At 66.3% G+C, this 25922-nt stretch carries 25 protein-coding genes, 1 pseudogene and 1 riboswitch; of the genes and pseudogenes, 13 read left to right on the top strand and 13 right to left on the bottom strand.

Annotated features, from left to right (window positions below; translation table 11 throughout):
- Positions 1 to 242: 242 nt before the first annotated feature.
- A complete protein-coding gene (locus V6M56_RS14050; protein ID WP_332684679.1) occupies positions 243 to 473 on the bottom strand; it encodes a hypothetical protein in 231 nt (76 codons plus the stop codon).
- A gap of 9 nt (positions 474 to 482) precedes the next feature.
- On the bottom strand, positions 483 to 668 hold the full coding sequence (locus tag V6M56_RS14045) for a hypothetical protein (RefSeq protein WP_332684677.1): 186 nt from the start codon (positions 666 to 668) through the stop codon (positions 483 to 485).
- A 164-nt stretch (positions 669 to 832) separates the two neighbouring features.
- Between V6M56_RS14045 and V6M56_RS14040 the strand changes: the two genes are divergently transcribed.
- The gene (locus tag V6M56_RS14040; RefSeq protein WP_332684675.1) at positions 833 to 1312 is read left to right on the top strand and encodes a YaiI/YqxD family protein; all 480 of its coding nucleotides are present in this window, start codon (positions 833 to 835) and stop codon (positions 1310 to 1312) included.
- Between the two features lie 103 nt (positions 1313 to 1415).
- Here V6M56_RS14040 and V6M56_RS14035 read toward each other — a convergent pair whose 3' ends face one another.
- A complete protein-coding gene (locus V6M56_RS14035; protein WP_332684673.1) occupies positions 1416 to 2228 on the bottom strand; it encodes a crotonase/enoyl-CoA hydratase family protein in 813 nt (270 codons plus the stop codon).
- Positions 2229 to 2366: 138 nt separating this feature from the next.
- Between V6M56_RS14035 and V6M56_RS14030 the strand changes: the two genes are divergently transcribed.
- From V6M56_RS14030 to V6M56_RS14020, 3 genes are all read left to right on the top strand, one after another.
- The gene (locus V6M56_RS14030) at positions 2367 to 3341 is read left to right on the top strand and encodes a Bug family tripartite tricarboxylate transporter substrate binding protein (RefSeq protein WP_332684671.1); all 975 of its coding nucleotides are present in this window, start codon (positions 2367 to 2369) and stop codon (positions 3339 to 3341) included.
- A 132-nt stretch (positions 3342 to 3473) separates the two neighbouring features.
- Positions 3474 to 4778 (top strand): NAD(P)H-dependent oxidoreductase, encoded by a 1305-nt coding sequence (locus V6M56_RS14025; RefSeq protein ID WP_332684669.1) that lies wholly within the window; start codon positions 3474 to 3476, stop codon positions 4776 to 4778.
- Positions 4779 to 4900: 122 nt separating this feature from the next.
- Complete coding sequence (locus V6M56_RS14020) at positions 4901 to 6016, top strand: PQQ-dependent sugar dehydrogenase (RefSeq protein WP_332684668.1); 1116 nt, start codon at positions 4901 to 4903, stop codon at positions 6014 to 6016.
- 109 nt (positions 6017 to 6125) lie between these two features.
- Here V6M56_RS14020 and V6M56_RS14015 read toward each other — a convergent pair whose 3' ends face one another.
- The 4 genes from V6M56_RS14015 to V6M56_RS14000 form a co-directional block, all read right to left on the bottom strand.
- Complete coding sequence (locus V6M56_RS14015) at positions 6126 to 6428, bottom strand: hypothetical protein (RefSeq protein WP_332684666.1); 303 nt, start codon at positions 6426 to 6428, stop codon at positions 6126 to 6128.
- Positions 6429 to 6627: 199 nt separating this feature from the next.
- Positions 6628 to 7389 (bottom strand): class I SAM-dependent methyltransferase, encoded by a 762-nt coding sequence (locus tag V6M56_RS14010; protein WP_332684664.1) that lies wholly within the window; start codon positions 7387 to 7389, stop codon positions 6628 to 6630.
- Between the two features lie 5 nt (positions 7390 to 7394).
- Entirely contained in the window at positions 7395 to 7751 is a 357-nt protein-coding gene (locus V6M56_RS14005; protein ID WP_332684662.1) for a DMT family protein, read from the bottom strand.
- Positions 7752 to 7801: 50 nt separating this feature from the next.
- Positions 7802 to 8062, bottom strand: a complete 261-nt coding sequence (locus V6M56_RS14000; protein WP_332684660.1) for a SemiSWEET family sugar transporter — start codon at positions 8060 to 8062, stop codon at positions 7802 to 7804.
- 147 nt (positions 8063 to 8209) lie between these two features.
- Between V6M56_RS14000 and V6M56_RS13995 the strand changes: the two genes are divergently transcribed.
- Complete coding sequence (locus V6M56_RS13995; RefSeq protein WP_332684658.1) at positions 8210 to 9388, top strand: lytic murein transglycosylase; 1179 nt, start codon at positions 8210 to 8212, stop codon at positions 9386 to 9388.
- A 6-nt stretch (positions 9389 to 9394) separates the two neighbouring features.
- Here the strand turns inward: V6M56_RS13995 and V6M56_RS13990 are convergent, their stop codons facing one another.
- Genes V6M56_RS13990 through thiB form a run of 3 tightly spaced genes read right to left on the bottom strand, consistent with a single transcriptional unit; the run spans position 9395 to position 12624 of the window.
- Entirely contained in the window at positions 9395 to 10093 is a 699-nt protein-coding gene (locus V6M56_RS13990) for a thiamine ABC transporter ATP-binding protein (protein ID WP_332684655.1), read from the bottom strand.
- Positions 10086 to 11621 carry an ABC transporter permease subunit gene (locus V6M56_RS13985; protein ID WP_332684653.1) on the bottom strand — a complete coding sequence of 512 codons (1536 nt, stop codon included), beginning with the start codon at positions 11619 to 11621 and terminating at the stop codon, positions 10086 to 10088. The genes V6M56_RS13990 and V6M56_RS13985 overlap by 8 nt, the downstream gene beginning before the upstream one ends.
- 4 nt (positions 11622 to 11625) lie before the next feature.
- On the bottom strand, positions 11626 to 12624 hold the full coding sequence (thiB, locus tag V6M56_RS13980) for a thiamine ABC transporter substrate binding subunit (protein WP_332684651.1): 999 nt from the start codon (positions 12622 to 12624) through the stop codon (positions 11626 to 11628).
- Between the two features lie 196 nt (positions 12625 to 12820).
- Positions 12821 to 12929: riboswitch (TPP riboswitch) on the bottom strand.
- Between the two features lie 119 nt (positions 12930 to 13048).
- On the opposite strand from thiB, the gene leuB reads away from it, so the two are divergent.
- A complete protein-coding gene (leuB, locus tag V6M56_RS13975) occupies positions 13049 to 14158 on the top strand; it encodes a 3-isopropylmalate dehydrogenase (protein WP_332684648.1) in 1110 nt (369 codons plus the stop codon).
- A 295-nt stretch (positions 14159 to 14453) separates the two neighbouring features.
- Here leuB and V6M56_RS13970 read toward each other — a convergent pair whose 3' ends face one another.
- Entirely contained in the window at positions 14454 to 15566 is a 1113-nt protein-coding gene (locus V6M56_RS13970) for a branched-chain amino acid ABC transporter substrate-binding protein (RefSeq protein ID WP_332684646.1), read from the bottom strand.
- A 366-nt stretch (positions 15567 to 15932) separates the two neighbouring features.
- On the opposite strand from V6M56_RS13970, the gene msrP reads away from it, so the two are divergent.
- Complete coding sequence (msrP, locus tag V6M56_RS13965; RefSeq protein WP_332684645.1) at positions 15933 to 16889, top strand: protein-methionine-sulfoxide reductase catalytic subunit MsrP; 957 nt, start codon at positions 15933 to 15935, stop codon at positions 16887 to 16889.
- A 213-nt stretch (positions 16890 to 17102) separates the two neighbouring features.
- Complete coding sequence (locus tag V6M56_RS13960) at positions 17103 to 17666, top strand: methylated-DNA--[protein]-cysteine S-methyltransferase (protein WP_332684643.1); 564 nt, start codon at positions 17103 to 17105, stop codon at positions 17664 to 17666.
- A 446-nt stretch (positions 17667 to 18112) separates the two neighbouring features.
- Here the strand turns inward: V6M56_RS13960 and V6M56_RS13955 are convergent, their stop codons facing one another.
- Positions 18113 to 19003: a LysR family transcriptional regulator gene (locus tag V6M56_RS13955; protein ID WP_332684641.1), complete on the bottom strand. Its 891-nt coding sequence runs from the start codon at positions 19001 to 19003 to the stop codon at positions 18113 to 18115.
- A gap of 140 nt (positions 19004 to 19143) precedes the next feature.
- Positions 19144 to 19713, bottom strand: a pseudogene (locus V6M56_RS13950) (NAD(P)/FAD-dependent oxidoreductase); the annotation flags it as partial.
- A 230-nt stretch (positions 19714 to 19943) separates the two neighbouring features.
- Between V6M56_RS13950 and V6M56_RS13945 the strand changes: the two are divergent.
- The 5 genes from V6M56_RS13945 to V6M56_RS13925 all read left to right on the top strand — a co-directional run bounded on the left by V6M56_RS13945 (position 19944) and on the right by V6M56_RS13925 (position 25729).
- Positions 19944 to 20267 (top strand): hypothetical protein, encoded by a 324-nt coding sequence (locus tag V6M56_RS13945; protein ID WP_332684639.1) that lies wholly within the window; start codon positions 19944 to 19946, stop codon positions 20265 to 20267.
- A 412-nt stretch (positions 20268 to 20679) separates the two neighbouring features.
- Complete coding sequence (locus V6M56_RS13940) at positions 20680 to 23085, top strand: phosphoketolase family protein (RefSeq protein WP_332684748.1); 2406 nt, start codon at positions 20680 to 20682, stop codon at positions 23083 to 23085.
- 7 nt (positions 23086 to 23092) lie between these two features.
- Positions 23093 to 24271 (top strand): acetate/propionate family kinase, encoded by a 1179-nt coding sequence (locus V6M56_RS13935; RefSeq protein WP_332684638.1) that lies wholly within the window; start codon positions 23093 to 23095, stop codon positions 24269 to 24271.
- 395 nt (positions 24272 to 24666) lie between these two features.
- Positions 24667 to 24972, top strand: coding sequence for a hypothetical protein (locus V6M56_RS13930; protein ID WP_332684635.1), 306 nt, complete (start codon positions 24667 to 24669; stop codon positions 24970 to 24972).
- Between the two features lie 214 nt (positions 24973 to 25186).
- A complete protein-coding gene (locus V6M56_RS13925; RefSeq protein WP_332684633.1) occupies positions 25187 to 25729 on the top strand; it encodes a Spy/CpxP family protein refolding chaperone in 543 nt (180 codons plus the stop codon).
- The last annotated feature ends 193 nt before the right edge of the window (positions 25730 to 25922 follow it).

Here is a 25922-nt window from a genome sequence, read left to right as displayed (position 1 = left end):
CGGGAACTCGCACATTGCGTCGCGCCGACGCCGACGCTGCACCATGGTGACGGCGCCCGCGCTCCAGCGCGAGCGGCCGAAGCAGGGGAAGCCGCGGCGGTTGAGCCGGCGGGCGATGTCGGCAGGGTCGTGGATGCCGACTTCGACGAGCTGTTCGATCAGCGCGCCGGCCGCTTCCAGGAAGATATCGAACAGCGCGCGCTCGAGGGCGCGCGCCGCCCGCTCGGCGTGACGGGGATGGGTCAGTGGATGCCCGTGCCGAAGGAGGGCTCGACCGGGGCGGGCGAGAGCAGCACGGCATTGGCGTGGCCGCCCTCGAACAGCGCGAAGCGCATCGCTTCCTTCTGGTCGCGGAAGATGCCTTCGCTGCGGCCTTCAAGGTCGCGCGCCACCCAGAAGCCGCGCTTCGACTGGCCGACCAGGAAGAGATGGCTTTCGCCGATGAGCGGCTGGAGAGGCTTGTAGCGGGCCATGGTGCGATCTCAGTTCGGCAAGGCGAGCCAGGCGCGCAGGCCGATCAGGCCGGCGGCAGCGAGCGCGAAGAGCGCGAGCGCCACCATTTCGGCGCAGAGGATGCCGACCATCGGCCGGTCGTTCGCGAGGCTGCGATAGACGGCGCGGGCGCGGCGCTGCTGGGCGTTTCGTTTCAGGGCAGTTTCAGTCGACATGTCGACCTCCTTCGATGCCGAGGATGTAGGTCTCCTGCCGATAAGCTCGCCATGTGGAAGAGCAGGCCGGGCATAAGGCCGGCATAAGGATCGGGGCCTGGGCCGGCAGAAGCTTGCGCAGGCAGAGGCTTGCGCAGGTCCGCCTTCCCTGCGATGGCCCTGCGATGGAGCAGAGCAGCCAGACGATCGCGATCTATGTCGATGCCGACGCCTGTCCGGTGAAGCCGGAGATCTACCGCGTCGCCGAGCGCCACCGGCTCAGGGTCTTCGTCGTCGCCAACAGCTTCATGCAGGTACCGCGCGAACCCCATATCGAGCGCGTCATCGTCTCCGACGGCTTCGATGCGGCCGACAACTGGATCGCCGAGCGGGTCGCGCGCGGCGCGATCGTCGTCACCAGCGACATCCCGCTGGCCGATCGCTGCCTCAAGGCCGGCGCCGACGTCATCGGCCCGACCGGGAAAGCCTTCACCGACGCCTCGATCGGCATGGCGCTGGCGACGCGCGACATGATGGAGGATCTGCGCGCCATGGGGACGGCCGGCAGCGGGCCGAAGCCGTTCTCGCCGAAGGATCGCTCGGCCTTCCTGCAGGCGCTCGATCTTTCGATCCAGCGGCTGAAGCGGGCGGGGTTTACGGCATAGGGCGCGTCATGCTCGGGCTCGACCCGAGCATCTCGGAAACCAGCTATCTGGTCATGAGATTCCCGGATCTGCGCTTCGCTCCGTCCGAGAATGACGCTGTTGGTCAAATATCCCCGAAATCGCCGCCGCGGCCCTTGCCGGCAGCGAAGCGGCCGGCGCCTGCTGCGCCTTCCGTCGCGATGGTCCGCACCCCGCCGGCCCATTCGCGGGCCAGCGCCTCGCGCACCGGCAAACCATGGCCGGCGATGGCGCTCCGGCGGTCGGCCAGCATCGCGCCCTGCGGGAAGCGGGCGATCTGCTGCGCCATCGCCTCGGCGGCAGCACGCGTCTGGCCACAGCCGACGACCTGCTCGCAGAGCCCGATGCGCAGCGCCTCCTGCGCCTCGACCTTGCGGCCGGTCATGATGATCTCGAGCGCCCGGCCCTGGCCGACCAGGCGCGGCAGGCGCACCGTGCCGCCATCGATCAGCGGGATGCCCCAGCGCCGGCAATAGACGCCGAAATAGGCGTCATGCGCCATGATGCGGACATCGCACCAGAGTGCGAGCTCCATGCCTCCCGCCACCGCCGGCCCCTCGACCGCGGCGATCAGCGGCTTGCTCATCTCCAGCCGCGACGGCCCCATCGGCCCGCGCGGGGCGGGTGCGTCGCCTTCGGGGAAGGCGAGACCATCGACGATCTCGCTCTGGAAGCGGTTCAGGTCGGTGAAAGCCTGGGCGCATTTCAGGTCCCAGCCGGCGCAGAAGGCGCCGCCTTCGCCCCAGAACACGATGGCAGCCGTCTCCGGGTCGGCATCGAGCTGGAGGAAGGCCTCGGTCAGGGCGACCGCGCTATCCGGGTCCATGGCATTGCGCGCCCCGGGGCGGCTGAGGATCACGGTCGCGACCTTGCCCTGGCGTTCGATGCGGACGGTCATGCGGCGTTCCTTCCTTGCTGGCCGGGCCGCAGGCTACAGGCTGGGGCACCGGTTCGGCCAGCGCTGGACGCGTTCCGCCTTTGCCCGTAATCCTCGCGCCAAAGCCCGTCGTTCGATCGGGCGCCTGGGAGGATATTCATGTTGCTCACCCGCCGTTCCACGCTCGGCCTCGTCGCCGGCGCCGTCTTCGCCCCGGCCATCGCCCGGGCGCAGGGCTACCCGTCCAAGCCGATCACGCTCGTCGTGCCCTATCCGGCCGGCGGGCCGACCGATGCGATCGCCCGTTTCGTGGCGCAGGACCTCTCCGGCTCGATCGGCCAGAACGTCGTGGTCGACAACCGCGCCGGCGCCTCGGGCGCGGTCGGCACCCGCGCCGTCGCCAAGGCCGAGCCCGACGGCCACACCTTCGTCTTCGGCAACAACCAGACGCATGGCAACAACATGTTCCTGCTCAAGGATCCGGGCTACGACGCGGTCAAGGATTTTGCGCCGGTCTGCGGCGTCGGCGCCTTCGAGCATGCCTTCGTCGTGCGCAACGACCTGCCGGCGAAGGACATCAAGGAGCTGATCGCGCTGGCCAAGGCCGATCCGGGCAAGCTCAATTACGGCTCGACTGGCGTCGGCTCCGGCTCGCATCTCGCCATGGAGCTGTTCATGCAGCGCACCGGCATCAAGATGACGCATGTGCCGTTCAGGGGCGCGGCGCCGCTGGTGCAGGAGATCATCGGCGGGCGCATCGACATCGCCAATTCGACGCTGCCCTCGGTGCTGGAGCAGATCAATTCCGGCACGCTGCGGGCGATCGCGCTGGCGAGCCCCGAGCGCAACCCGCGCGCCAAGGACATCCCGACGCTGCGCGAGCAGGGCGTCTCCGGTGCCGACGCCGATTCCTGGGCGGCCTTCTTCGCCCCCGCGGCGACGCCGGCGCCGGTGCTGGAAAAGCTGTCGCAGGCGGTGATGGCCGCGCTCGCCAAGCCGGCGATCACCGAGCAGATCCTGAAGCTCGGCTTTACCCTGAAGGTCCGCGATCCGGCCGCCTTCAAGCCCTATCACCTGCAGGAAATCGCGACCTGGGAGAAGATCATCAAGGACGCCGGCGTGACGGCGGGGTGATCGCGACTTGTCGTCATTCTCGGACGTAGCGAAGCGGAGATCCGAGAATCTCGGAAACGTCAGCGCGCCTTCTTGTCCTGAGATGGTCGGCTCAAGGCCGACCATGACGGCTTTACTTGCCGGAGCCCGCCCATGAACCTGATGCCCAAGCTCGCCGCCCGCGCCGAGGCGGGCCGCCCCGTCCGCTGCGCGCTGATCGGCGCCGGCAAGTTCGGCTCGATGTTCCTCGCCCAGGTGCCGCATATCGAGGGGCTCGAGGTCGCGGTGATCGCCGATCTCGACCCCGAGCGGGCGCGCAAGGCCTGCCGCAATGTCGGCTGGGACGAGCCAAGGATCGCGCGGACCCGCTTCGTCGAGGACGGCGCCGCGGCAGCGCAGGCCGACGGCGTCGAGGTGGTGATCGAGGCGACCGGGCATCCGGCAGCCGGGGCCAGGCATGCGCTCGCCGCGATCGCCGCCGGGCGCCATGTCGTGATGGTCAATGTCGAGGCCGACGTCCTCGTCGGGCCGGTGCTGGCGGCCAAGGCGAAGGCCGCCGGTGTCGTCTATTCGATGGCCTATGGCGACCAGCCGGCGCTGGTGTCCGAGATGGTCGACTGGGCGCGGGCGGCCGGGTTCACCGTCGCGGCGGCGGGCAAGGGCACGAAATACCTGCCGGCCTATCACCGGGTGACGCCGGACGAGGTCTGGAGCCATTACGGGCTGACGCCGGAGGCGGCGAAGGCCGCCGGCATGAACCCGCAAATGTTCAACTCCTTCCTCGACGGCACCAAATCGGCGATCGAGATGGCGGCGATCGCCAATGCCTGCGGGCTCGACGTGCCGGAGGACGGGCTGTCCTTCCCGCCCTGCGGCGTCGACGATCTCGCCCATAGCCTGAGGCCGAAGGCGGTCGGTGGCCTGCTCGAGCGCGACGGCATGGTCGAGGTGGTGTCGTCCCTGGAGCGCGACGGGCGCCCGGTCTTCCGCGACCTGCGCTGGGGCGTCTATGTCGTGCTGAAGGCGCCGAACGCCTATGCCGCCGCCTGCTTCAAGCAGTACGGACTGCCGACCGACAGCACGGGCCTCTATGCGGCGATGTACAAGCCCTTTCACCTGATCGGGCTCGAGCTCTCGATCTCGGTCCTGAACGCGGCGCTGCGCGGCGAGCCGACCGGGGCGACGCGGGGCTGGCGTGGCGATGCGGTGGCGACCGCCAAGCGCGCGCTGAAGGCCGGCGAGACGCTGGACGGCGAGGGCGGCTACACCGTCTACGGCAGGCTGCTGCCGGCCGCCGCCAGCCGCGCCGCCAAGGCGCTGCCGATCGGGCTCGCCCATCATGTGAAGCTGAAGCGCGATGTTCCGGCGGGCGCCGTGGTGACGGCTGAGGACGTCGTGCTCGACGAAACCTCCCAGATCGTCTCACTTCGGCGTGAGCTCGAAGCAACCGGTGCCTGAATTGTGCATTCTCCCCGAGCGGGTCGTCCCGGATCGGCGCGGCTGACGCCGCTTGTCCGGGACGACATCGCGCACATGTTAGGTGTGGTCGGCTTGCCGCCGGCCGTCATCAGGAGATGTCGATGCGCTTCGTCCTCGCCGCAGCTCTCGCGCTGACGCTCACCATCCCTGTCGCGGCCCAGCAGCGCTACCCCTCCAGCGCCGGCGAACTCGTGGTCGAGACCGTCGCCAGCGGGCTTGAAAACCCGTGGGGGCTCGCCTTCCTGCCCGATGGCCGGATGCTGGTGACCGAGCGGCCGGGCCGGCTGCGGCTGGTTTCGGCGCAGGGCAAGCTGTCGCCGCCGATCTCCGGCGTGCCGAATGTCGTGGCGCGCGGGCAGGGCGGCCTGCTCGATGTCGTGCTCGATCCGAACTTCGCGCAGAACCGCTTCGTCTATCTCTCCTTCGCCGAGCCTCGCGCCAACGGCAACGGCACCAGCGTGGCGCGCGCCCGGCTCAATGCCGGCGGCACGGCGCTCGAAGGCATGAGCGTGATCTTCCGGCAGATGCCGACGATCGCCAGCAACATGCATTTCGGCTCGCGGCTGGTCTTCGACCGGACCGGCGCGCTCTTCGTCACCGTCGGCGACCGCTACAGCCAGCGCGACCAGGCGCAGAACCCGGCAAACCATATCGGCAAGCTCATCCGCATCCGGCCCGAGGGTGGAGTGGCGGAGGGCAACCCGAAGAAGCCGGGCTGGCAGCCGGAAATCTGGTCGATCGGCCATCGGAACGTTCAAGGGGCGGCCCTCCACCCGCAGACCGGCCAGCTCTGGACGGCCGAGCACGGCGCGCGTGGCGGCGACGAGGTCAACACGCCCAAGGCCGGGCTGAACTATGGCTGGCCGGTGATCACCTATGGCATCGACTATTCCGGCGTGAAGATCGGCGAGGGCACCGCCAAGGCCGGGATGGAGCAGCCGCTGTTCTATTGGGATCCGTCGATCGCGCCCTCGGGCGCCGCCTTCTACACCGGCGAGCATTGGCCGGCCTGGAAGAACTCGCTCTTCGTCGGCGCGCTCGCCGGGCAGATGCTGGTGCGGCTCTCGACGCAGGGCGAGAAGGTCACCGGCGAGGAGCGGCTGCTCGCCAATCTCGGCGAGCGCATCCGCGATGTCCGGCAGGGGCCGGACGGGTTCATCTATCTGCTCAGCGACGATGGCGGGAAGGTGCTGCGGGTCCGGCCGGCGGCGCGCTGAGCGCTGCCAAGGTCCGTCATCGCGAGCGAAGCGAAGCGATCCAGTGTCGCGCTCTGCTCCCCCTGGATTGCTTCGTCGCTACGCTCCTCGCAATGACGGTAAAAGCTCCTCAGGGCCCGCAATCCCATTCGCTGTCGATGGCGAAGACGTTGCGGGTCGAGAGCTTCCCGCGCGTGTCGTAGAGGTCGCCGACATGATAGGTGATGCCGGCATCGTCATGGGCGTTGCGCCGGACCTGCAGCGACCAGCCATAGCCGACACGCTTGCCGCCGCGCCAGGCGGGGTGGACATCGCCGATGGTGGCTGAGGCGAGGATCTGGGCGCGGTCGTCGCCGGGCGAGCAGGTCGGCCCGGCGAGCGCCGGGGTCGAGATGGTCATGATGGACGCGGCGACAAGGATCGCTTTCTTCACGGCAGTCTTCCTGGTTGATGCGGAGCGATGCCGTCATTCCGGCCGTAGCGAAGCGGAGCGCCGGAATCCATCGTAGAGCTCAGCGCCCTTCGATGGATTCCGGAGCTGCGCCGCGGAGTTTATCCTTGGGCCGGCCAAAGGCCGGACCCGAGGGCGGCTTGTCCGGAATGACGGCGGATTTGCTTGCGAGATGACGTCCTCAGGTGATCTCGGCGAGGCGCGTATCGAGCGACAGAACAAGGCACCAATGTGGCTCGAAATCGGCGCCGAGCGGCCAGATCTGCTCCTTGAAGATCTCGAGCATCGCGCCCTGGTAGCGCTCGAACCAGTCGCGCCGGCAAAGCACGAACTTGGTCGCGCCGACGATGGTCTCGCGGTCGATCACGCAGAGCGGCACGATGTCCGGATTGGCCTCGAGATAGTCCTGCACCGCGACCATCAGCGTCGGGTAGCCGGGGTGCAGCATGTCGTCGAGCACGATCAGCCCGCCCTCGGCGAGGCAGACGGTGGCGAGCGCCAGGTCCCTGGCCAGCGCCGCGCGCGAGTGCTCGCCGTCGATATGGACGAAGCGCAGTTTTTCGCCGCGCGCATGCGCCAGCATCTCGGCCGGAGCCATGGCGCCGGCATCGCCCTTGATGGTGAGGCGGCGCTCGGGCGCGATGCCGTGCTTCAGGCAGTTCGCCTCGAAGCGGTCTTTCACTTCGGGATTGGGCCATTCGAAGATGTCGATGCCGAGCGCGATCTCGCCGGGCTCGAGCGCATGGGCCAGCGCGATGAAGAAGCGGCCCTCGAAGGCGCCGATCTCGGCGATCGGACCGGCGACGCCTTCTTCGGTCTGGAGCCGCAGCAGCCTGGCGCAGACCGCCGCGGCAAAGCGCGACGACATGCCGACGACGCTGTCATAGCCCTCGGCGAGATAGGCCTCGACGGCGGGGTGGCCGGCGGCGGGGATCGGGGCCATGGGCGTCACGCCTTTCCGTTGAAGATGAAGAAGGCGCCGGCGGCGATCAGGGCGAAGCCGATGGCGTGGTTCCAGCTCAGGGATTCCTTCAGCCAGAACACCGAAAACAGCGCGAAGACGCAAAGCGTGACGACTTCCTGGATCGTCTTGAGCTCGGCCGCCGAATAGACGCCGTGGCCGGCGCGGTTCGCCGGCACGGCCAGCATGTATTCCGGCAGGGCGATCAGCCAGCTCGCCAGCACGACGAGCCAGAGCGCCGAGCTCTTGTAGGAGAGGTGTCCGTACCAGGCGAAGGTCATGAAGACATTGGACGCGACCAGCATGCCGATCGGCAGGAGATGCGCGGTGCTGAGGGCTGGCATGGCGGGATTTCCGTGGCGGGAGGCCGGGTCGTGGTTGGGTCTGCGGCCGCTCAGCCGTGTCGCAGCTTCATCGTCAGGATGACCAGCACCAGCGCCAGCGAGACCGCATTCGCGCCGATCAGCGGCCAGGAGGCGATGAGCAGTCCATAGATCAGCCAGAGCCCGATGCCGGTCGCGAACATCGCCTGCGTCCACAGCGAGATGGCGCGGGTGTCGCGGGTGCGGATCGTCTGCGCGGCCTGCGGCAGCCAGCACAGGGTCGTCAGGACCGCAGCGGAGAAGCCGAGGATCTCGATGTAGGCGGGCTGCATGGAGGGTCCGGGACGATTCGCGCGGCGATGCCGTGGCATAGATCACGTCGCGCCCGGAAGGAAACGCCGAATGCGAAAATTGGCAGGGTTAACCTCCTTTAACCGCAGCGCCCTAGATTTGCGCCATTCCTGCGATTCGGTGGACCCATGCGCGCTTTGATCCTGGCCTTGCCTTTCCTCCTCGCTGCCCCGGCGGCCTGGGCGGATTTCGATTCCTGTGTCGCCGGCCTGCGTTCGGCCGCCGCCGCCAAGGGGGTCTCCGGCGCCACCTTCGACCGGGCCATGGCGGGCGTCACGCCCGACATGAAGGTGATCGAGGCGATGAACAACCAGCCGGAGTTCAAGACGCCGATCTGGGACTATCTCGGCACGCTGGTCGATGAGGAGAAGGTGGCGGAAGGGCGCGCCATGCTGCGCCAGCATGCCTCGACCTTCGCTGCCGCCGAGAAGCGCTTCGGCGTCGACAGGCATACGATCGCCGCGGTCTGGGGGGTCGAGAGCGATTTCGGCAAGGCGCGGGGCAAGATGCCGCTGGTCCAGGCGCTCTCGACCGGCGCCTGCCTGGCACCGCGCCGCAACTCCTTCTTCAAGGGCGAGTTGATCGCGACGCTGCAGATCATCCAGCGCGGCGACGTCCGCGCCGACCGGCTGATGGGTTCCTGGGCCGGGGCCTTCGGCCACACCCAGTTCATCCCCTCGACCTATCTGCGGCTCGCCGTCGATGGCGATGGCGACGGCCGCCGCGATCTGGTCGATTCGATCGCCGACGCGCTGCATTCCACCGCCAATTTCATGGACAAGGCCGGCTGGGTCACCGGCGCGGGCTGGGGCTACGAGGTCAGGGTGCCGCGCGGCTATTCCGGTTCGAACGGGCGCAAGCCGAAGCGATCCGTCTCGCATTGGGCGAACCAAGGCATCGTCAAGTTCGACGGCTCCGCCCTGTCCGGCTCGGGCAGTGCCGGCCTCTTGATGCCGGCCGGCCGCAACGGCCCGGCCTTCCTGGTCTTCAAGAACTACGACGCCGCCTACAGCTACAATGGCGCGGATTCCTATGCCTTGGCGATCTCGCTCCTTTCCGACCGGCTGCGCGGCCGGCCGGGCGTGCAGGGCGATTGGCCGACCGACGACCTGCCCTTGTCGCGCGAGCAGCGCCGCGAATTGCAGCGCCTGCTGATCGCGCGCGGCTACAATGTCGGTGAGCCGGACGGCGCCGTCGGTTCGCTGACGCGGGCGGCGATCAAGGATGTCGAGGGCAAGATCGGCATGCCGCCGACCGGCCGGCCGGGCGAGAAGGTGCTGCGCGCGCTGAAGAACGGGCGGCTCTGACGCCTCTCAGAGGCCGAGGAAGCGCCTGACCGGCTCCGGGCCGTCCTTTGCCGTCAGCTTTTCCCAGGGGCCGACAGCCTGGACGCGGCCGTCGGCGACATAGGCGAAGAGATTGGCCTTCGCCGCCGCTTCCTCGGGGGTGTGCAGCGTCATCAATACGGTCAGGCCATGGGCGCGGCGCAGCGCATCGACGCGGTCGATCATCTCGCGGCGCAGGCCGGGATCGAGGGCGCCGAACGGCTCGTCCAGCAGCATCAGCGGCTTGCCGCGCAGCAAGGCGCGGGCGATGGCGACGCGCTGACGCTGCCCACCGGAAAGCTCTGCCGGCTTGCGCGCGGCAAAATCCGTCAGGTTGACCTCCGCCAGGGCCGCCGCGACCCGCTCGTGCTCGCTTTCGTCGAGCCGCAGCGACGGCTTCAGCCCGAGCGCGACATTCTCGGCCGCGCTCAGATGCGGAAAGAGGTTGTGGTCCTGGAACAGGATCGAGACCGGGCGGGCCGCGGGCGGCAGCGGCAGCAGGTCCTGCCCGGCGAAGCGGAGCCGTCCCGCCCCCGGACGCTCGAAGCCGGCAATGGCATGCAGCAGCGTCGTCTTGCCGCCGCCGGACGGACCGATCACGGCGCAGAGCGCGCCTTCGGGCACGGCGAGGTCGTAGCTCGCCGTGAAATCGGGATAGCGCAGCGCGAGGCCCTCGATCTCAAGCATGGCGCGCGCTCCAGCGCTGGGTCAGGAAGGCGAGGCCGCCGGCGGAGACGACCAACACGAGCGCCAGCGCGCCGGCCTCGTCGATGCGATAGGCGCCGAGGCGGTTGGCCAGCAGATAGGGCAAGGTCGTCAGCTCGCCGCCACCGAACAGGGCGATGACGCCGAAATCGCCGAGCGAGAGCGCGGTGGCGAAGGCGAAGGCGGCTCCGAACGCCCCGCGCAAGGCCGGCCATTCGACCAGTCTCAGCCGGTTCCAGCCGCTGATGCCGAGGCTCTCGGCCAGCCTGCCATGGCGCAGCGCGCTGGTCGCCAGCGCCGGCGCCAGCAGGCGATAGGCATAGGGCAGCGCCATCAGGGCGTTGACCAGCGGAACCAGGAAGAGGCCGAGCGAGGCCGGGTCGCCGAAGCCGCGCAGCAGGACGTAGAGCCCGGCGACGAAGGCGAAGGGCGGCAGGCCGAGCAGGGCGAAGGCGGCAAGCTCGGGCAGGCGGGAGCGGCGGCGGCTTCGGCGCGCGGCGCTGGCCAGCAGCAGGGCGAGCAGGCAGGCGAGCAGTCCGGCGCTGACGGCGATGACGGCGCTGGTCGCAGCGGCGCGGGCAAATTCGGTGGAGGCGAGCAGGGGCAGGGCGCCAAGGCCGCTCGCGACGCTGAGCAAAGGCGGCGCGATCAGGATTGTCGCCAGGGCGAGGACGAAGCCGTCGAGGCCACGCAATGCGCCGAGATCGGGGCGGGGCGCGTGGCGTTCGGCACCGGCCTCGTCGCGGCCTCGCGGTGTCAGCGCCGTCAGAAGCGCGGCGAGCCCGAGGCAGATCGTGAGCTGGAGGCCCGCGAGTGCCGCGGCGCGGGCGAAATCGGCCTCGAAGCGCACCGCCTCAAAGATCGCGACCTCCAGCGTGGCATTGGCCGGGCCGCCGCCGAGCGAGAGCACGATGGCGAAGCTGGTGAAGCAGAGCAGGAAGACCAGGACGCCGAGCGCCGGTGCCTCGCGCCGGATCAGCGGCCAGTCGAGATGGCGGAAGCAGTCGGCCGCCGAGAAGCCGAGCGCCGAGGCGAGCCGCAGCCGTTCGCCCGGCTCGCGCTCGAAGGCATGGAGCAGGGCGCGGGCCACCAGCGGCATGTTCATCACGACATGGGCGATGACGATGCCGTGCAGGCCGTAGATCGAGGGCGGCTCGAAACCGAGACCGCGCGCCAGCCCGCCGAGCAGCCCGGAGCGGCCATAGATCGCGACGATGCCGAAGGCGATGACGATGGTCGGTGCGACTGCGGCCGTGGTCAGCAAAGCGAGCAGCAGTTCGCGGCCGGGAAAGCGCCGCCGCAGCAGGGCCAAAGCCAGCGCGATGCCGAGCAGCAGCGAGAGCAGGGCGGATAGGGCCGCCTGCAGGCCGGCCGAGACGATCAGGCGGGCGAGATAGGGTCCGAGCGACGAGAGCGTCGCGAAATCCGAGCCGGCCCGCGCCAGACCGAGAAGCGAGCCGCAGGCGAGGGCGAGAATGGCGAGCGCGGTGAGCGTGGCGGGCTGGAGCAAGGTCTCAGCGGGTCGTCGCGGCGAGCCAGGCGTCGATAAGGCCCCGGCGCTGGCTGCGAACCGTCTCCGGAGCGACCAGCAGGGTCTTCTCCGGCTTGATCACCTCGGCGAAGGAAGCGGGCAGGCCGCCCGCCGGCAACTTCGCCGGCATCATCCAGTTGCCCTCGGGGATCAGGGACTGGAAGGCGTCGGAAAGCATGAAGGCGAGGAAGCGCCTGGCGAGCTCCGGCTGCTTCGTGGTCCGCGTCATGCCGGCGAGCTCGACATGCAGGTAATGGCCCTCGGCGAACGGCGCCGCCTTGTATTGCGTCTTCTGCTCGACGCCGCGATGATAGGCCGGCGAGGTCGCATAGGAGAGCACCATGTCGGCCTCGTCCTTGAGGAACAGGCCATAGGCCTCCGACCAGCCCTTGGTGAAGGTGACGATGCGCGGCTTGAGCTTCGTCCACGCGGCGTCGGCCCCGTCGCCATAGACGGAGCGCATCCAGAGCAGGAAGCCGAGGCCGGGCGCGCTGGTGCGCGGATCCTGAAGGACGAGCTTCGGCCCCGTGGCGTCGTCGACGAGCTGCTTCAGGCTCTGCGGCGGCGCGGCCAGTTTCGTGGAATCGTAGACGAAGGCGAGATGGCCCCAGTCGAAGGGCAGGAGCGTATCGTCGGTCCAGGCGACCGGCAGGGTGAGTTTGCTGGCGTCCTGGCCATGCGGCTGGAACAGGCCGGCCGCCTTCGCCTCGGCCGCAAGGTTCATGTCGAGGCCGAGCACGAGATCGGCCTTGCTCGTCTCGCCCTCGAGCTTGAGGCGCGCCAGCAGCGAGCCGGCATCGTCGCTCGCGACCCAGTGCAGCGTGCAGCCGCACTGCGCCTCGAAAGCCGCCTTGACCCTGGCGCCGGGGCCGTATTTCCCGGTGAAGGAGGAGTAGGTGTAGACGCTCAGCGCCGGCCTGTCCTGCGCCAGTGCCGGCGCGGCGAGGAGCAGCGCTGCCAGCGCGCCGGAAAGCCAGCTCATTCGGCGGCCGAGGAAATTCATCGCATCCCCCGCATGGGCTTAGAGCATGCGCCGATCAGATTGCTACGCAACCTGATCGGATCACGCGTTCTCTATCAATCGGTTAGAGACGGATTCACCGATCAGATTGGTTCAATCTGATCGAATCCGGCTCTGGTGGCGGGCCTTGGCGGGGAGGGCTGGCGTCGCCCCTTCCGGGGCGTCGATGCTCAATCCCTCCGCCGGCACGATCCGGATCAGGTTCTACGGGTCGTGGCGCCTCGCGCCCCTCTCAGCCCGGCTGCCGGGCACCCCGTTGAGACGCTTCAGGGATAGTTCTCCGTCGACTTCAAGTCCAGCCTATGACTTGCTTCGCGGGCCATCCGCCCGTAACCAGCCCGCGGGGGCCTGACGCCCTGAGAGAACAGCATTCCGAGAGGCGACCATGGCGAACCACAAGCTCCTGCTTCTGCCCGGCGACGGCATCGGCCCCGAGGTGATGGGCCAGGTCGAGAAGATCGTCTCCTGGTTCGAGAAACAGGGTGTTGCCGGCTTCTCGCTCGAGCGCGGCCTGGTCGGCGGCGCGGCCTATGACGCGCACAAGGCGGCGATCTCGGAAGGCGACATGAAGCTCGCCCAGGACGCCGACGCCGTGCTGTTCGGCGCGGTCGGCGGGCCGAAATGGGCCGATGTGCCCTATCAGCACCGTCCCGAGGCCGGGCTGCTGCGCCTGCGCAAGGATCTCGGCCTGTTCGCGAACCTCAGGCCCGCGATCTGCTATCCGGCGCTAGCCTCGGCCTCGTCGCTGAAGCCCGAGGTGGTCGAGGGGCTCGACATCCTGATCGTGCGCGAGCTCACCGGCGGCGTCTATTTCGGCGAGCCGAAGGAGATCGTCACGCTCGAGGACGGCTCGAAGCGCGGCGTCGACACGCAGCTCTACACCACCGGCGAGATCGAGCGCATCTGCGCCGTCGCCTTCGAGCTGGCGCGCACCCGCAACAACAAGGTCTCCTCGGCCGAGAAGCACAACGTCATGAAGACCGGCGTGCTCTGGAAGCAGGTGGTCACCGCGCTGCACGCCAAGGACTACCAGGATGTCGAGCTCGAGCATGTGCTCGCCGACAACTGCGCCATGCAGCTGGTGCGCTGGCCCAAGCAGTACGACGTCATCGTCTGCGACAACCTGTTCGGCGACATCCTCTCCGACGTCGCGGCGATGCTGACCGGTTCGCTCGGCATGCTGCCCTCGGCCTCGCTCGGGGCGGAAGATCCGGCGACCGGCAAGCGCAAGGCGCTCTACGAGCCGGTGCACGGTTCGGCGCCCGACATCGCCGGCAAGGGCCTGGCCAACCCGATCGCGATGATCGGCTCCTTCGCCATGGCGCTGCGCTACTCCTTCGGCGCGATCGAGGCGGCCGACCGGCTCGAGGGCGCGATCGCCGACGTGCTCGGCGCCGGCACGCGCACCAAGGACATTGCGGCCCCGGGCGCCAACGCCGTCTCGACCACCGAGATGGGCGACGCCATCGTCAAGGCGCTGGAAGCGCGCGGCTGAGAACTCGCCGCGAGTATTCCGCAGAAGATGCCGCCTTCAGATTGAAACTCCGTCCTCCCGGACGAAGCGAAGCGGAGCTCCGGGATCCATCGTAGAACGCTGAGCCTTACGATGGATCCGGGAGCTGCGCCGCTCACGCGGCTTGTCCGGGATGACGGCACCTTACTCGCTCAAGTTACAGTCAGCAGTTGCCTTCTTCGTCATTGCGAGGCGCGAAGCGACGACGCAATCCAGGGGGCTGCGCGAGCCCTCTGGATCGCTTCACTTCGCTCGCGATGACGGTTCGGATCGCGCTCTACTCCGCGCCGACGATCTTGCCGTCTTCCCATTTGAACATCGAAAACGCCGGCGAGCTGAGGTCGCCGTTCTTGCCATAGGACAGCTTGCCGATCGCGGTCGCGACCGGCGTGCCCGACTTCAGCGCCGTGGCGACGGCGGCGGCATTGTCCGCCTTGCCAACCTTCTCGATGCCGGCCTTCAGCACCTCGACGGCGGCATAGGCGTTGAGCGTGAAGGCCTCGGCCGGGATGCCCTTTTCCTTCAGCACCTTCACGGCTTCCGCCGAGTCCGGGTTCTTCTGGGCGTCGGTCGCGTTGGTGAACAGCGAGCCGGCCGCCGCTTCGCCGGCGATCGCCCAGAACTCGGTGTTGGAGAGGCCCTCGCCGCCGATGATGGTGGCCTTGACGGCGCTGTCCCGCAGCTGGCGCGCGAGCAGGCCGCCTTCCGGGTGGTAGCCGCCGAAATAGATCACCTCGACATTGGCGGCCTTGAGGCGGGTGATGACGGCGGATAGATCCTTCTCGCCCGGCGTCAGCGTCAGATAGAGCACCTCCTTGATGCCATCGGCATTGATGCCCTTCTTGAAGGCGTCGGCGAGGCCCTTGCCATAGGTGCCCTTGTCGTGGAGCACCGCGATCCGCTTGTCCTTGAGGTTCTTCACCACATAGTTCGCGGCGACCTCGGCCTGCTGGTCGTCGCGGCCGCAGGTGCGCAGGACATTGGTCAGGCCGCGGCTGGTGAGGGCCGGCGTCGTCGCCGTCGGCGTCACCATCAGCACGCCGTGCTCGGCGAGGACGTCGGAGGCCGCCATGGCGACGCCGGAGGTCACCGGGCCGACGACGAAGCGCACCTTCTCGCCGACGAGCAGGTTGGCGGCGGAAACGCCCTGCTTGGGATCGCCGGCATCGTCGGCGAGCTTCAGCACCACCTTCTCGCCGAGGATGCCGCCCTTCTGGTTGATGACGTCGACGGCGGCCTCGGCGCCATTGCGGACCTGATCGCCATAGGCCGCGACCGTGCCGGTCAGCGGCGCGATCAGGCCGATGACGATATCGGCGCGCGCTGCCGGCGCCGCGGCAAGCAGGCCGGCGGCAAACGCCGCGCCGACCAGAAATTTCAACTTGCTCATCGCACGTCTCCTTGACGTTCAAGCAGCTTCTGCCCGCGATCATTGCCGCGCTGATCGGGGACACGCGATAAGCCTGTCATCGGACGGCTTAAGCTCTCGGCAAGGCAGAAGCGACTGGTCCCGATCACTGCCCAAATTTCTAGCATGCGCGCGCGACCGCGGCACTCTCCGATCCGAGCGTCGCCGGCATGACCGCGATGCAGGATGGCCGCGATGCAAGATGACCGCGACGCTAGGGCGCGGCGACCGGCCGCAGCGCGATCCCGCAGCCGTGACCGGGCGCGATCCCTTCCTCTCCCCCTCGTGAATTGCGCATCGGTACGCTCTGTGGGCTAGCTGGGCATCGAAACGGGAGCCTGTATTCCGATGCTGATCAAGAGCCGCGCCGGTTGGGAAATCCCCGAGAACCAGGCCACGCCGGAGGCCGCGTTCCTCGATCGCCGCCGCTTCATCGCGGCCGGAGCCGGGGCGATCGCAGGCGCTGCCCTGCCGCAGATCGCGCTGGCGCAGGGGCCCGACCCGACGCTCGACCTCTACCCGGCCAAGCGCAACGAGGCCTATACGCTGGACCGGCCGGTGACCGCGGAAGAGCTCGCCGCCAACTACAATAATTTCTACGAGTTCGGGACGTCCAAGGACGTGGTCGCCGCAGCCAAGCGCCTCGCGACGCGGCCCTGGACCGTCGCCATCGACGGCCTGGTCGAAAAGCCGTTCGAGATCGGCATCGACGAGCTGATCCGCAAAATGCCGCTGGAGGAGCGGCTCTACCGCTTCCGCTGCGTCGAGGCCTGGTCGATGGCGGTGCCCTGGACCGGCTTCCCGCTGAAGAGCCTGGTCGAATTGGCCAAGCCGCTCTCGGGCGCGAAATACATCCGGATGGAGACGTTCCTCAACCCGCGCGTCGCGCCCGGACAGTCGCAGCGCTGGTATCCCTGGCCCTATACCGAAGGCCTGACCATGGCGGAGGCGACGAACGAGCTGACGCTGATGGTGACCGGGATCTACGGCAAGCCGGTGCCGAACCAGCACGGGGCGCCGCTCCGCCTGATCGTGCCGTGGAAATACGGCTTCAAATCGGTCAAGTCGATAAGCAAGATCAGCTTCGTCGCCGAACGGCCGAAGACCTTCTGGGAGGGCTTGCAGGCCTCGGAATACGGCTTCTGGGCCAATGTGAACCCGGAGGTGCCGCATCCGCGCTGGACCCAGGCGAGCGAGCAGGTCCTGGGCTCGCGCGAACGGCGCCCGACCCTGCTGTTCAACGGCTATGGCGAGCAGGTCGCTGGCCTCTACAAGGGCCTGGAGAAGGAGCGCCTCTGGGCCTGACCGGGTGCTGCGAAGAGTTTCTCGGCTTCCCACTCACGATTGTCGGCCCGGGCGACCATAGGGAGGCCCTGGACCCATGCCGGAACCTTGCCGGCTGACGCTCAGGCATGGATCCGGATCGGCGCGGCTTCGCCGCTTGTCCGGGATGACCGAATCCGGTGGGCAGGCAGAAATCGGGTGCCGTTCCCGGTGCGATCGGGCTAGCTTCGGGGCATGCAAAGCTTTTGTCTCTTCGACACCGCGATCGGCAGCTGTGCCCTGGTCTGGCAGGGCGAGCGGATCATCGCCGCGCAATTGCCGGAGCGCGACGAGGGCGTGGCCCGCAAGCGGCTGGCCAGGCGCTTCCCGGAAGCCGGCGAGGCCGAGCCCGCCGCCTTCGTGCGCGAGGCGATCGCCGATATCGTCGCCCTGCTCGCCGGCGAGCGGCGCGACCTCGCGCATCTGCCGATCGATCTTGGTGGCACGCCTGAATTCAACCGGCGCGTCTATGCGGTCGCGCTGGCGATTCCGCCCGGCGAGACGCTGACCTATGGCGAGGTCGCGGCGCGGATCGGCGAGCCCGGCGCAGCGCGTGCCGTCGGCGTCGCTCTCGGCCAGAACCCGATCCCGATCATCGTGCCCTGCCACCGCGTGCTTGCTGCCGGCGGCAGGACCGGCGGCTTCTCCGCCGATGGCGGCGTCGAGACCAAGCTCAGGATCCTGACCATCGAGAAGGCGCGCACCAGCGCCGAGCCGTCGCTGTTCGACTCGCTGCCGCTGGAAGCGCGGCGGCGGTAGGGCTCAGGCGTCATGCTCGGGCTTGACCCGAGCATCTCGGAAATCAAGCTTCTCGTCCTGAGATTCCCGGGTCTGCGCTTCGCTGCGCCCGGGAATGACGCCGGCATTCCGGCAAAGAAAAAAGGCCGGCGTCCCGAAGGAGCCGGCCTAGAAGTTTGAAATATTCGGCGCGAGCGCCAAACATCTCAGAGGGGAACGGCTGGAACGAACTCAACGCCGGGAGGAGAATGCGGAGCCCGTTCCGAACAACCGTGAGTACAATATCGAGCAGGACCTGCCTTTTTGCAATGCAACATTGGGCGGGGCTGTCATGCGCGTAAGGCATGATGGAATGCTAGAATTTGCCATATTTGCCAAGGACGCCAATTCGCAATGCATTAGAGGCGGGACGGGAGGGCCCGTCGCCGGGTTTTAGGGCAGGCTCTGCCCGGTGGGCGGTCAGGACCTCAATACGTCCAGCGCTGGGCTTTCTGGATCAGGAAATCACGGAAAACCTGGACACGCGCCACCGATTTCATCTCTTCCGGATAGACCAGATAGCTTTCGAGCTGCGGCATCTCGGTCTCGCGCATCAGCTGCACGAGCGGCGAGCCCGCTTCGATCAGGTAGTCCGGAAGGATGGCGATGCCGGCTCCCGAATCGACCGCCCGCTTCATCGCCGTGATGTTGTTGACGACGAGATGGATCGGGCGCGGGTTGCGCTGCTCGCGGCCGAGCGTGCCGAGCCAGTGCACCGCCGTCAGATAGGATGGCGAGGTGCTGCCGAACGACAGCAGCCGGTGATTGTCGAGATCCTCGAAGCTCTTCGGCTCGCCGAACCGCTTGATGTAGGCCGGCGACCCGTAGACATGGAAATGCACCGTGAAGAGCCGGCGCTGGATCAGGTCGGGCTGCTGCGGCTGGCGCAGCCGGATCGCGATGTCGGCCTCGCGCATCGAGAGGTCGAGCTCCTCGTCGGTGAGGATGAGGTCGACCTTGATGTCGGGGTAGAGATCGAGGAACTCGGCCAGGCGCGGCGTCAGCCAATGGCCGCCAAGCCCGCGCGTCGCGGTGACCTTGAGCTCGCCGGAAGGGTGCTCGCGCGTCTCCGAGAGCTGGGCGCGGGTGCGCTCCAGCCGCTGCGTCATCTCGCGTGCGGCACGCCAGAGCAGCTCGCCCTGCTCGGTCAGGATCAGGCCGCGCGTGTGCCGGTGGAAGAGCGGGGCACGCAGTTCACGTTCCAGCGCGCCGATCTGGCGGCTGACGGCGGACTGACTCAGCCCGAGCCCGTCACCGGCCTTGGTGAAGCTGCCCGATTCTGCGACGGTGTAGAAAATCCGGATGCGGTCCCAATCCACCGCGGTCCCCCCTGTTATGCGTTCAGCGCATGATGGGGAGGTGGGGCCGTCAGGTCAATGCTTCCTTTGCCGCATGCCTGCTTTTTAGCCCCTATTATCGTGCTGCAATTCATCAACAACGTTGATGAATTGCGATGGCGCTATTCAGCGGCCTCGCAAAGCCCTGTTTCGCTGGCCGCGAGCCAGCGTTCAGCGTCGAGGGCGGCCATGCAGCCGAGCCCCGCCGCCGTCACGGCCTGACGATAATGCTCGTCGGTGACGTCGCCGGCGGCGAAGACGCCGGGAATATTGGTCTGGGTCGTGCCGGGCGTGACTTCGAGATAGCCCGATTCGCGCATGGCGAGCTGGCCGGCGAAGAGCTCGGTCGCCGGCTTGTGGCCGATGGCGATGAAGACGCCGTCGGCCGGCAGGTCCTGCTGTGCGCCGCTCTTGAGGTTGCGCAGGCGGACATGGGTCACCGAGGGCGGCTGCGTGCCGCCGAGGATTTCGGCAACCTCCGAATCCCAGATCACCTCGACCTTGGGATGCTTGAACAGGCGGTCCTGCATCACCTTCTCGGCGCGCAGCGAATCGCGCCGGTGCACCAGGGTCACCTTGGCGGCGAGGTTGGCGAGATAGAGCGCCTCCTCCACGGCGGTGTTGCCGCCGCCGACGACCACGACCTGCTTGCCGCGGAAGAAGAAGCCGTCGCAGGTGGCGCAGGCCGAGACGAAACGGCTTTTCGCGATCGTGCCGTACCGCCTTCTCTGCGGTAGCAGATAGAAAAATCCGCTTCGCTTCGCGGCGTTTCACGATGATGCGCCGCCTCTCGCAACACGTGGAGTTGCGTGGATGCAAGCGCGCCGCGCGTAGGTAGCAGGCGTTTGCAATCTTGATTTGTATCAATGCGATGCCCTGGCACTCGAGCAAGCTCGGATTCCATCTATCAGGGAGAATGGCGATGTACTCGATCAATCCTGTAAAATCTGGCTTGGCATTCGGTGCCGTGCTTAGCCTATCGCATCTCTTCTGGGCGACTGCTGTCGCCCTTGGTTGGGGCCCGGTCTTGCTTAATCTTATCTTGCGCGCGCACTTCATCGAGCTAGTCTTGCCTATGTATTCCTTCAATCTTGGCATGGCAGTAGTTCTGATTTTATTCACCGCCTCGGCAGGGTTCGTCTTCGGCGCGATTTTTGGTGCTGTTTGGAATTGGCTCAACAAGGAAACCCGTAGGCGCCCGCAACGTGAGCACCAAAACGAGCGAGAGACCCAGATGATGTCGTAGTAGCAGTGGGGATCGATGCCAGCGCCAAGGCCGCCGGGCGGGTTCTTGCGCGCTTTCTAGCAGCTTGAATCGATTGCCATCGCACGGACCTGGCAAGCGCACGGACCTGGCAAGTTCGGCCTATTCTCCAGCGTGATGCGAGGGCAGGGGCTGTCACGGTTCGGTTCAGACCCGCTTTCCCATCCTTGGGGTTTCCACTGCCGTTGGCGCGTAATCGAACAAATCGGTGCAGGCAGTGCGCGGCGTCCAATCGAAAGGAAGTGCCCGGTTCTACGCGTAGGTTTTCCGCGACGACATTAGACAGCTTCGAACTCTTGATAGGATGCGGGGAATCGTTCTCGCACTGCTTGGAATGCGCGCGCCATAACCCGTTCGTTGGCGGCCGGAGGAGGAAAGGAGCGAAGCCGTGAACATGGATATGCAGGCAAATCCCGCCCCACTTGCGCCGGCCGAGCTGGCGCTCATCCATCGCTACTGGTGTGCGGCCAACTATCTATCCGTGGGCCAGATCTACCTGCTCGATAATCCTTTGCTGCGTCAGCCTTTACGATCTGAACATATCAAGCCTCGCCTGCTGGGCCATTGGGGCACAACGCCCGGGCTGAACTTCATCTATGCGCATCTGAACCGCGTGATCCGGGCGCGCGATCTCGATCTGATTTATGTCTGCGGGCCGGGCCATGGCGGACCTGGCGTCGTTGCAAACACCTATCTGGAAGGCACCTACACCGAGATCTACCCCGATGTTGGCCGGGATCAGGACGGCCTGCGCAAACTCTTCCGCCAGTTCTCGTTTCCCGGGGGGATTCCGAGCCATGCGGCCCCTGAGACGCCAGGCTCCATCCATGAGGGCGGCGAACTCGGCTATGCGCTCGTCCATGCCTATGGCGCCGTTCTCGACAATCCCGACCTGATAGCTGCGTGTGTCGTCGGCGACGGGGAGGCAGAAACGGGTCCCCTGGCAGCCTCCTGGCATTCCAACAAGTTCATCAATCCCGTTCATGACGGCGCAGTGCTGCCGATCCTGCATCTCAATGGCTACAAGATAGCCAATCCCACGCTGCTCGCTCGCCTCGACGATGAGGAGTTGTGCAGCCTCTTCGTCGGCTACGGCTATGCACCTTACCTGATTGAGGGCAGTGACCCGGCGGAGATGCACCAATTGATGGCGGGCGTGCTCGATTCCGCCTTGGACCGAATCCGCGACATCCAGGCCGCGGCTCGGCAGCCCGGTGGTCCGGCGGGGTGGCCGCGCTGGCCGATGATCATTTTGCGCAGCCCGAAGGGGTGGACCGGACCAAAGACGGTCGACGGTAAGAAGGTTGAGGGCTTTTGGCGGTCCCATCAGGTGCCGATCGCCAATGTCCGCGGCGACCCCGGCCATCTCGCGCAGCTCGAAGAATGGATGCGCCGTTATGCGCCTGAAACGCTATTCGACTCCGATGGCGCGCTCCTACCGGAGTTGCAGGCGCTGGCTCCAAGCGGCAGCAGACGGATGGGCTCCAACCCGCACGCCAATGGCGGTGTTCTGAAGCGCGATCTCAAGCTCCCCGATTATCGTGAATACGGCGTCGCGATTGTGCAGCCCGGCAGCACGAGTGCCGAGGCGACACGCATGATGGGGGCTTATCTGGCGGATGTCGTCCGGCTGAACGAAGCCACCCGCAACTTCCGCATCATGGGACCGGACGAAACGGCCTCCAACCGAATCGACGCCGTATTTGACGCTACGGAACGTGTCTGGATGGAGCCAATCGAACCCTTTGACACCCATCTCGCGCGGGATGGCCGGGTCATGGAGGTGCTGAGCGAACATCTTTGCCAAGGTTGGCTGGAAGGCTATCTCCTTACGGGCCGGCATGGACTATTCTCCTGCTACGAGGCTTTCGTCCACATCGTCGATTCTATGGTGAACCAGCACGCCAAATGGCTGAAGGTGTCGCGCGAGATTCCCTGGCGCCATCCGATCGCCTCGTTGAACTATTTGCTGACCTCACATGTCTGGCAGCAGGATCATAACGGTTTCAGCCATCAAGATCCGGGCTTCATGGATCTGGTCGCCAACAAGAAAGCCGATATTGGACGGATCTACCTGCCGCCTGACGGAAATTGTTTGCTTTGGGTCACCGATCATTGCCTGCGAACCTATAACCGCATCAATGTCATCGTCGCAGGTAAGCAGCCAGCACCGCAATGGCTGGAGGTTGAGGACGCGGCGATCCATTGTGCGGCAGGCACTGGTATTTGGCGCTGGGCTGGTACCGAGATGCCTGGATCGGAACCTGACGTCGTGATGGCCTGCGCCGGCGATGTACCGACCATCGAGACGTTGGCGGCGGTGGCCCTCCTGCGAGAGGCGCTACCCGATCTCAAGATCCGTGTCGTGAATGTGGTTGATTTGATGACACTCCAAGGGAGGGAGGAGCACCCGCATGGGTTGAGAAATCGCGATTTCAACGCGTTGTTCACGCGCGACCGGCCGGTAATTTTCGCCTTTCATGGTTATCCGCAGTTGATCCATCGGTTAACCTACAATCGTGAGAACCACGCCGGCCTACATGTGCATGGCTACCGCGAAGAAGGCACGACGACGACGCCATTCGACATGCTCGTCCTCAACGAACTCGACCGCTTCCATCTCGCGATCGCGGCCATAGACCGTCTGCCCAATCTCGGCTCCGATGCTTCGCGACTGAAGCAAATGTATCGCGACAGGCTGATTGCGCACTCATTCCACATACGCGAGCATGGCGAGGACATGCCGGAAATCAGTAATTGGCGCTGGCCTTATCAGACCGCCGCGAACGCGGGCATCTGAGAACAGCATGGCAAATGCAATTCTCGCTCTGAACGCCGGCTCTTCCAGCATCAAGTTCGGCGTATTTGAAATTGGCCCTGGCGAGCCGGTCGCGACCGTTAGAGGAACGGTAGAGGAGAATACGGACGGAGGAGGGCGGTTGGATGCACGCGATGCCTCTGGCCGTCGCCTTGCCAATCAGGTCCTGCATCCAGCCTCCAAAGGCAGTGACGGCCGCATCCCTTGGCTGCTCGAATGGATCGACGGGCATTTGGGCTCTGCTCGTGTCGTCGCGGCAGGGCATCGCATCGTCCATGGTGGCAGCGACTTCGTCAGTGCCTGCCTGCTCGACACACCCGCAATGGCCGCGCTCGCAGCGCTAACGCCATTAGCACCGCTACATCAGCCCCGCAGCTTGGCCCCCGTCCAAGCGCTCAAGGCGCTTCGTCCCGACCTGCCTCAATACGGTTGCTTCGACACCGCCTTTCATCATGGTATTGCGCCCCCCGTTAGTCGCTACGCGATCCCCCGACGCTATGAAGATGAGGGTATCAGGCGCTACGGCTTCCATGGCCTGTCGTACGAGTTCATTGCTTCCCAACTCGGCGTGATTTCCCCAAGCCTGCCGGGCAAGCGCACCGTGGTGGCCCATCTCGGTAATGGCGCGAGCCTCTGCGCCATGCGGCACGGCCGAAGCCTCGATACAACCATGGGATTCTCCGCCCTTGAAGGGCTGATGATGGGGACGCGCTGTGGCACGATCGACCCGGGCATTCTGCTCTATCTCCAACAATCCCAAGGCCTTTCGATCACGGACCTTGAGGATTTGCTTTATCGTCAATCGGGGCTGTTAGGCGTTTCAGGCCTTTCTGGAGACGTCCGGATCCTGTTGGCGAGCGACGATCCTCGCGCAAAAGAGGCCATCGAGCTCTTCGTGCTCAGCCTGACGCGGGCTGTCGCGGTCATGGCGAATACGTTGGAGGGGCTGGAGTGTCTCGTCTTCACCGGTGGAATTGGCGAGCATTCGGCGCGTATTCGCGCGCTCACTTGTGCCAGGCTTGCGTGGCTGGGTGTCCGCGTTGACATGGACGCCAATGAGGCTGGTGCCAAGGAAATTTCCGACCCGACAAGCGCCGTCACAGTGCTCGTGCTCGCAACCGATGAAGAACTATCGATTGCCCGCCACGTTGTGCAGATAATGGCGTGACCGTTCAGTTCGAGCGTCCGGACGGGGCGTGAACCTACCTTGTGCTTGGACCACCCCCTGCCGCAGTTCGGGCTGAGATGGACCTGGATTCCTTGCACGAATGCGAGGCTGATGGTCGATCTTCATCGCTCCTCGCACAGGAGGCGAAGTGATCGATTTGCTCGGCATCGGCGAGAGCCGCCCCCTTCGTTCAGTGATGCGCGTGCCCTTCATGCTCACCCGACAGAGTTGACCTGAGTCAAAGTACGACCCGGCGGGAGATGATAGACTTCCAGCGTGTTGATGGCGACGTGGACGATCAGCCTGGCGCGCCGCCCTCTTAGCGCAAGGTCAATTCCAGCCCGACAAGACCGTTAGGGTGGTACCATGTCGCTGAACGCGAAAGGAGCAAGGCCATGGCCCATGTTACCTCTCAAGCTCGACGCGATATCCAGACCACAGCATCGGCGAGTCTTTCTGTTGCGGCTTTCGGCATGACGCTGGCCGCCTTTGCGGCGATCTCGTTTCTCCTTTGCATGCTGCTCGGTATGGCTGCCCCCGATTGGGGGCTGCACAGGCCGTGGTTGCAGTTCTACCTCGGTCTGACGGGGTTCGACTTGCGTAGCCTGGGGCTCGGAACCGTGCAGAGCCTCGCGTTCGGCGGCTATGCCGGCGTCATGATCGCGCTGCTGTTCAATTTCTTTAATCGGCGCTTTGGTTGACCACCGCTGTTCAGTGTGGAGCGACCAGTTCGCATCGAGCCGACGTGCGCGGCCGGAGGCCGGCTTGGCGGGGCGCCGGAACAAGGACCGAACCATGAATCGCCCAAACTCTCTGAGCTGCTACTGATCGGCGCACCGCGCTCGGCATGTCGGTCGCGCGTTTTCAATACTGAGGGCGGCTCTTACCGCCTCGAACCCGAGGAAGAAACACGCCATGAGCAAGTTTCACGGAATGATTGTAGCCGGCACGTTGCTGATGTGGTCCGTTCCGGCCTTGGCCGAAGATGCTCACCATCCGGCCGGCACAGCGCCCACGGCCCCTCCTGCCGCTTCACCGATGCCCCCCGCGCCACAGAGCATGATGGGCTCTGGAATGATGTCGATGATGAACGGGGGCGCCATGGCCATGATGGGGCAGATGATGGCTCCCGAGCGCATAGAAGGACGCATAGCGTTCCTCAAGACAGAGCTCAAGATCACCGCTGCACAAGAGCCGTTGTGGAGCGCCTTCGCGGAAGCGCTCCGCGCCAATGCGCGAACCATGTCGAGTAGGCAGGGAATGATGACGGGAGGCCACGGCGCAGCTTCTCAGACGTTGCCTCAGCGGATCGAAGGCCACGAGCGAGCTCTCTCTGAGCATCTCGATGCCTTGCGGCAGCTCAAGGCAGCGCTGCAGCCGCTCTATGCAGCACTGGATGCCGCGCAGAAGCAGACAGCCGACCAGCTACTCCTGCCCGGGCCGATGAGGCGCATGTAGGCGGGATCGCTCTGAGTCAGTTGAACCATGCCGACCCTGCGTATGGACCAACGTATGACACAGTTCCGACGACGGCCTAGAATGCCTGCTGCTGCGGTGAAAAGCCGAGGGCCCGTCGAAATTCCACGCTCGCAGAGCTGTCCTGTGAGATCTTAGGCGCTCCGCAGGTCAAAGGTGGTGAAGGCGCCGTCGC

This window comes from Allobosea sp., assembly GCF_036675845.1.
Taxonomy (GTDB): Bacteria; Pseudomonadota; Alphaproteobacteria; order Rhizobiales; family Beijerinckiaceae; genus Allobosea.
Note: the sequence above shows the minus strand (reverse complement) of the source record. Positions and strands in the feature narration are given on the sequence as shown.

Excerpts from the sequence above, each read along its gene's own strand:
- V6M56_RS14020 (WP_332684668.1), top strand. The coding sequence starts at position 4,901 with ATGCGCTTCGTCCTCGCCGCAGCTCTCGCGCTGACGCTCACCATCCCT.
- V6M56_RS14005 (WP_332684662.1), bottom strand. The coding sequence starts at position 7,751 with ATGCCAGCCCTCAGCACCGCGCATCTCCTGCCGATCGGCATGCTGGTC.
- V6M56_RS13930 (WP_332684635.1), top strand. The coding sequence starts at position 24,667 with ATGGCCCATGTTACCTCTCAAGCTCGACGCGATATCCAGACCACAGCA.
- V6M56_RS13990 (WP_332684655.1), bottom strand. The coding sequence starts at position 10,093 with ATGCTTGAGATCGAGGGCCTCGCGCTGCGCTATCCCGATTTCACGGCG.
- V6M56_RS13935 (WP_332684638.1), top strand. The coding sequence starts at position 23,093 with ATGGCAAATGCAATTCTCGCTCTGAACGCCGGCTCTTCCAGCATCAAG.
- V6M56_RS14025 (WP_332684669.1), top strand. The coding sequence starts at position 3,474 with ATGAACCTGATGCCCAAGCTCGCCGCCCGCGCCGAGGCGGGCCGCCCC.
- V6M56_RS13970 (WP_332684646.1), bottom strand. The coding sequence starts at position 15,566 with ATGAGCAAGTTGAAATTTCTGGTCGGCGCGGCGTTTGCCGCCGGCCTG.
- V6M56_RS14050 (WP_332684679.1), bottom strand. The coding sequence starts at position 473 with ATGGCCCGCTACAAGCCTCTCCAGCCGCTCATCGGCGAAAGCCATCTC.
- V6M56_RS13960 (WP_332684643.1), top strand. The coding sequence starts at position 17,103 with ATGCAAAGCTTTTGTCTCTTCGACACCGCGATCGGCAGCTGTGCCCTG.
- V6M56_RS14030 (WP_332684671.1), top strand. The coding sequence starts at position 2,367 with ATGTTGCTCACCCGCCGTTCCACGCTCGGCCTCGTCGCCGGCGCCGTC.
- leuB (WP_332684648.1), top strand. The coding sequence starts at position 13,049 with ATGGCGAACCACAAGCTCCTGCTTCTGCCCGGCGACGGCATCGGCCCC.
- V6M56_RS13945 (WP_332684639.1), top strand. The coding sequence starts at position 19,944 with ATGTACTCGATCAATCCTGTAAAATCTGGCTTGGCATTCGGTGCCGTG.
- V6M56_RS13925 (WP_332684633.1), top strand. The coding sequence starts at position 25,187 with ATGAGCAAGTTTCACGGAATGATTGTAGCCGGCACGTTGCTGATGTGG.
- V6M56_RS14010 (WP_332684664.1), bottom strand. The coding sequence starts at position 7,389 with ATGGCCCCGATCCCCGCCGCCGGCCACCCCGCCGTCGAGGCCTATCTC.
- V6M56_RS13995 (WP_332684658.1), top strand. The coding sequence starts at position 8,210 with ATGCGCGCTTTGATCCTGGCCTTGCCTTTCCTCCTCGCTGCCCCGGCG.
- V6M56_RS13940 (WP_332684748.1), top strand. The coding sequence starts at position 20,680 with ATGGATATGCAGGCAAATCCCGCCCCACTTGCGCCGGCCGAGCTGGCG.
- V6M56_RS14000 (WP_332684660.1), bottom strand. The coding sequence starts at position 8,062 with ATGCAGCCCGCCTACATCGAGATCCTCGGCTTCTCCGCTGCGGTCCTG.
- V6M56_RS14045 (WP_332684677.1), bottom strand. The coding sequence starts at position 668 with ATGTCGACTGAAACTGCCCTGAAACGAAACGCCCAGCAGCGCCGCGCC.
- msrP (WP_332684645.1), top strand. The coding sequence starts at position 15,933 with ATGCTGATCAAGAGCCGCGCCGGTTGGGAAATCCCCGAGAACCAGGCC.
- thiB (WP_332684651.1), bottom strand. The coding sequence starts at position 12,624 with ATGAGCTGGCTTTCCGGCGCGCTGGCAGCGCTGCTCCTCGCCGCGCCG.
- V6M56_RS14040 (WP_332684675.1), top strand. The coding sequence starts at position 833 with ATGGAGCAGAGCAGCCAGACGATCGCGATCTATGTCGATGCCGACGCC.
- V6M56_RS14035 (WP_332684673.1), bottom strand. The coding sequence starts at position 2,228 with ATGACCGTCCGCATCGAACGCCAGGGCAAGGTCGCGACCGTGATCCTC.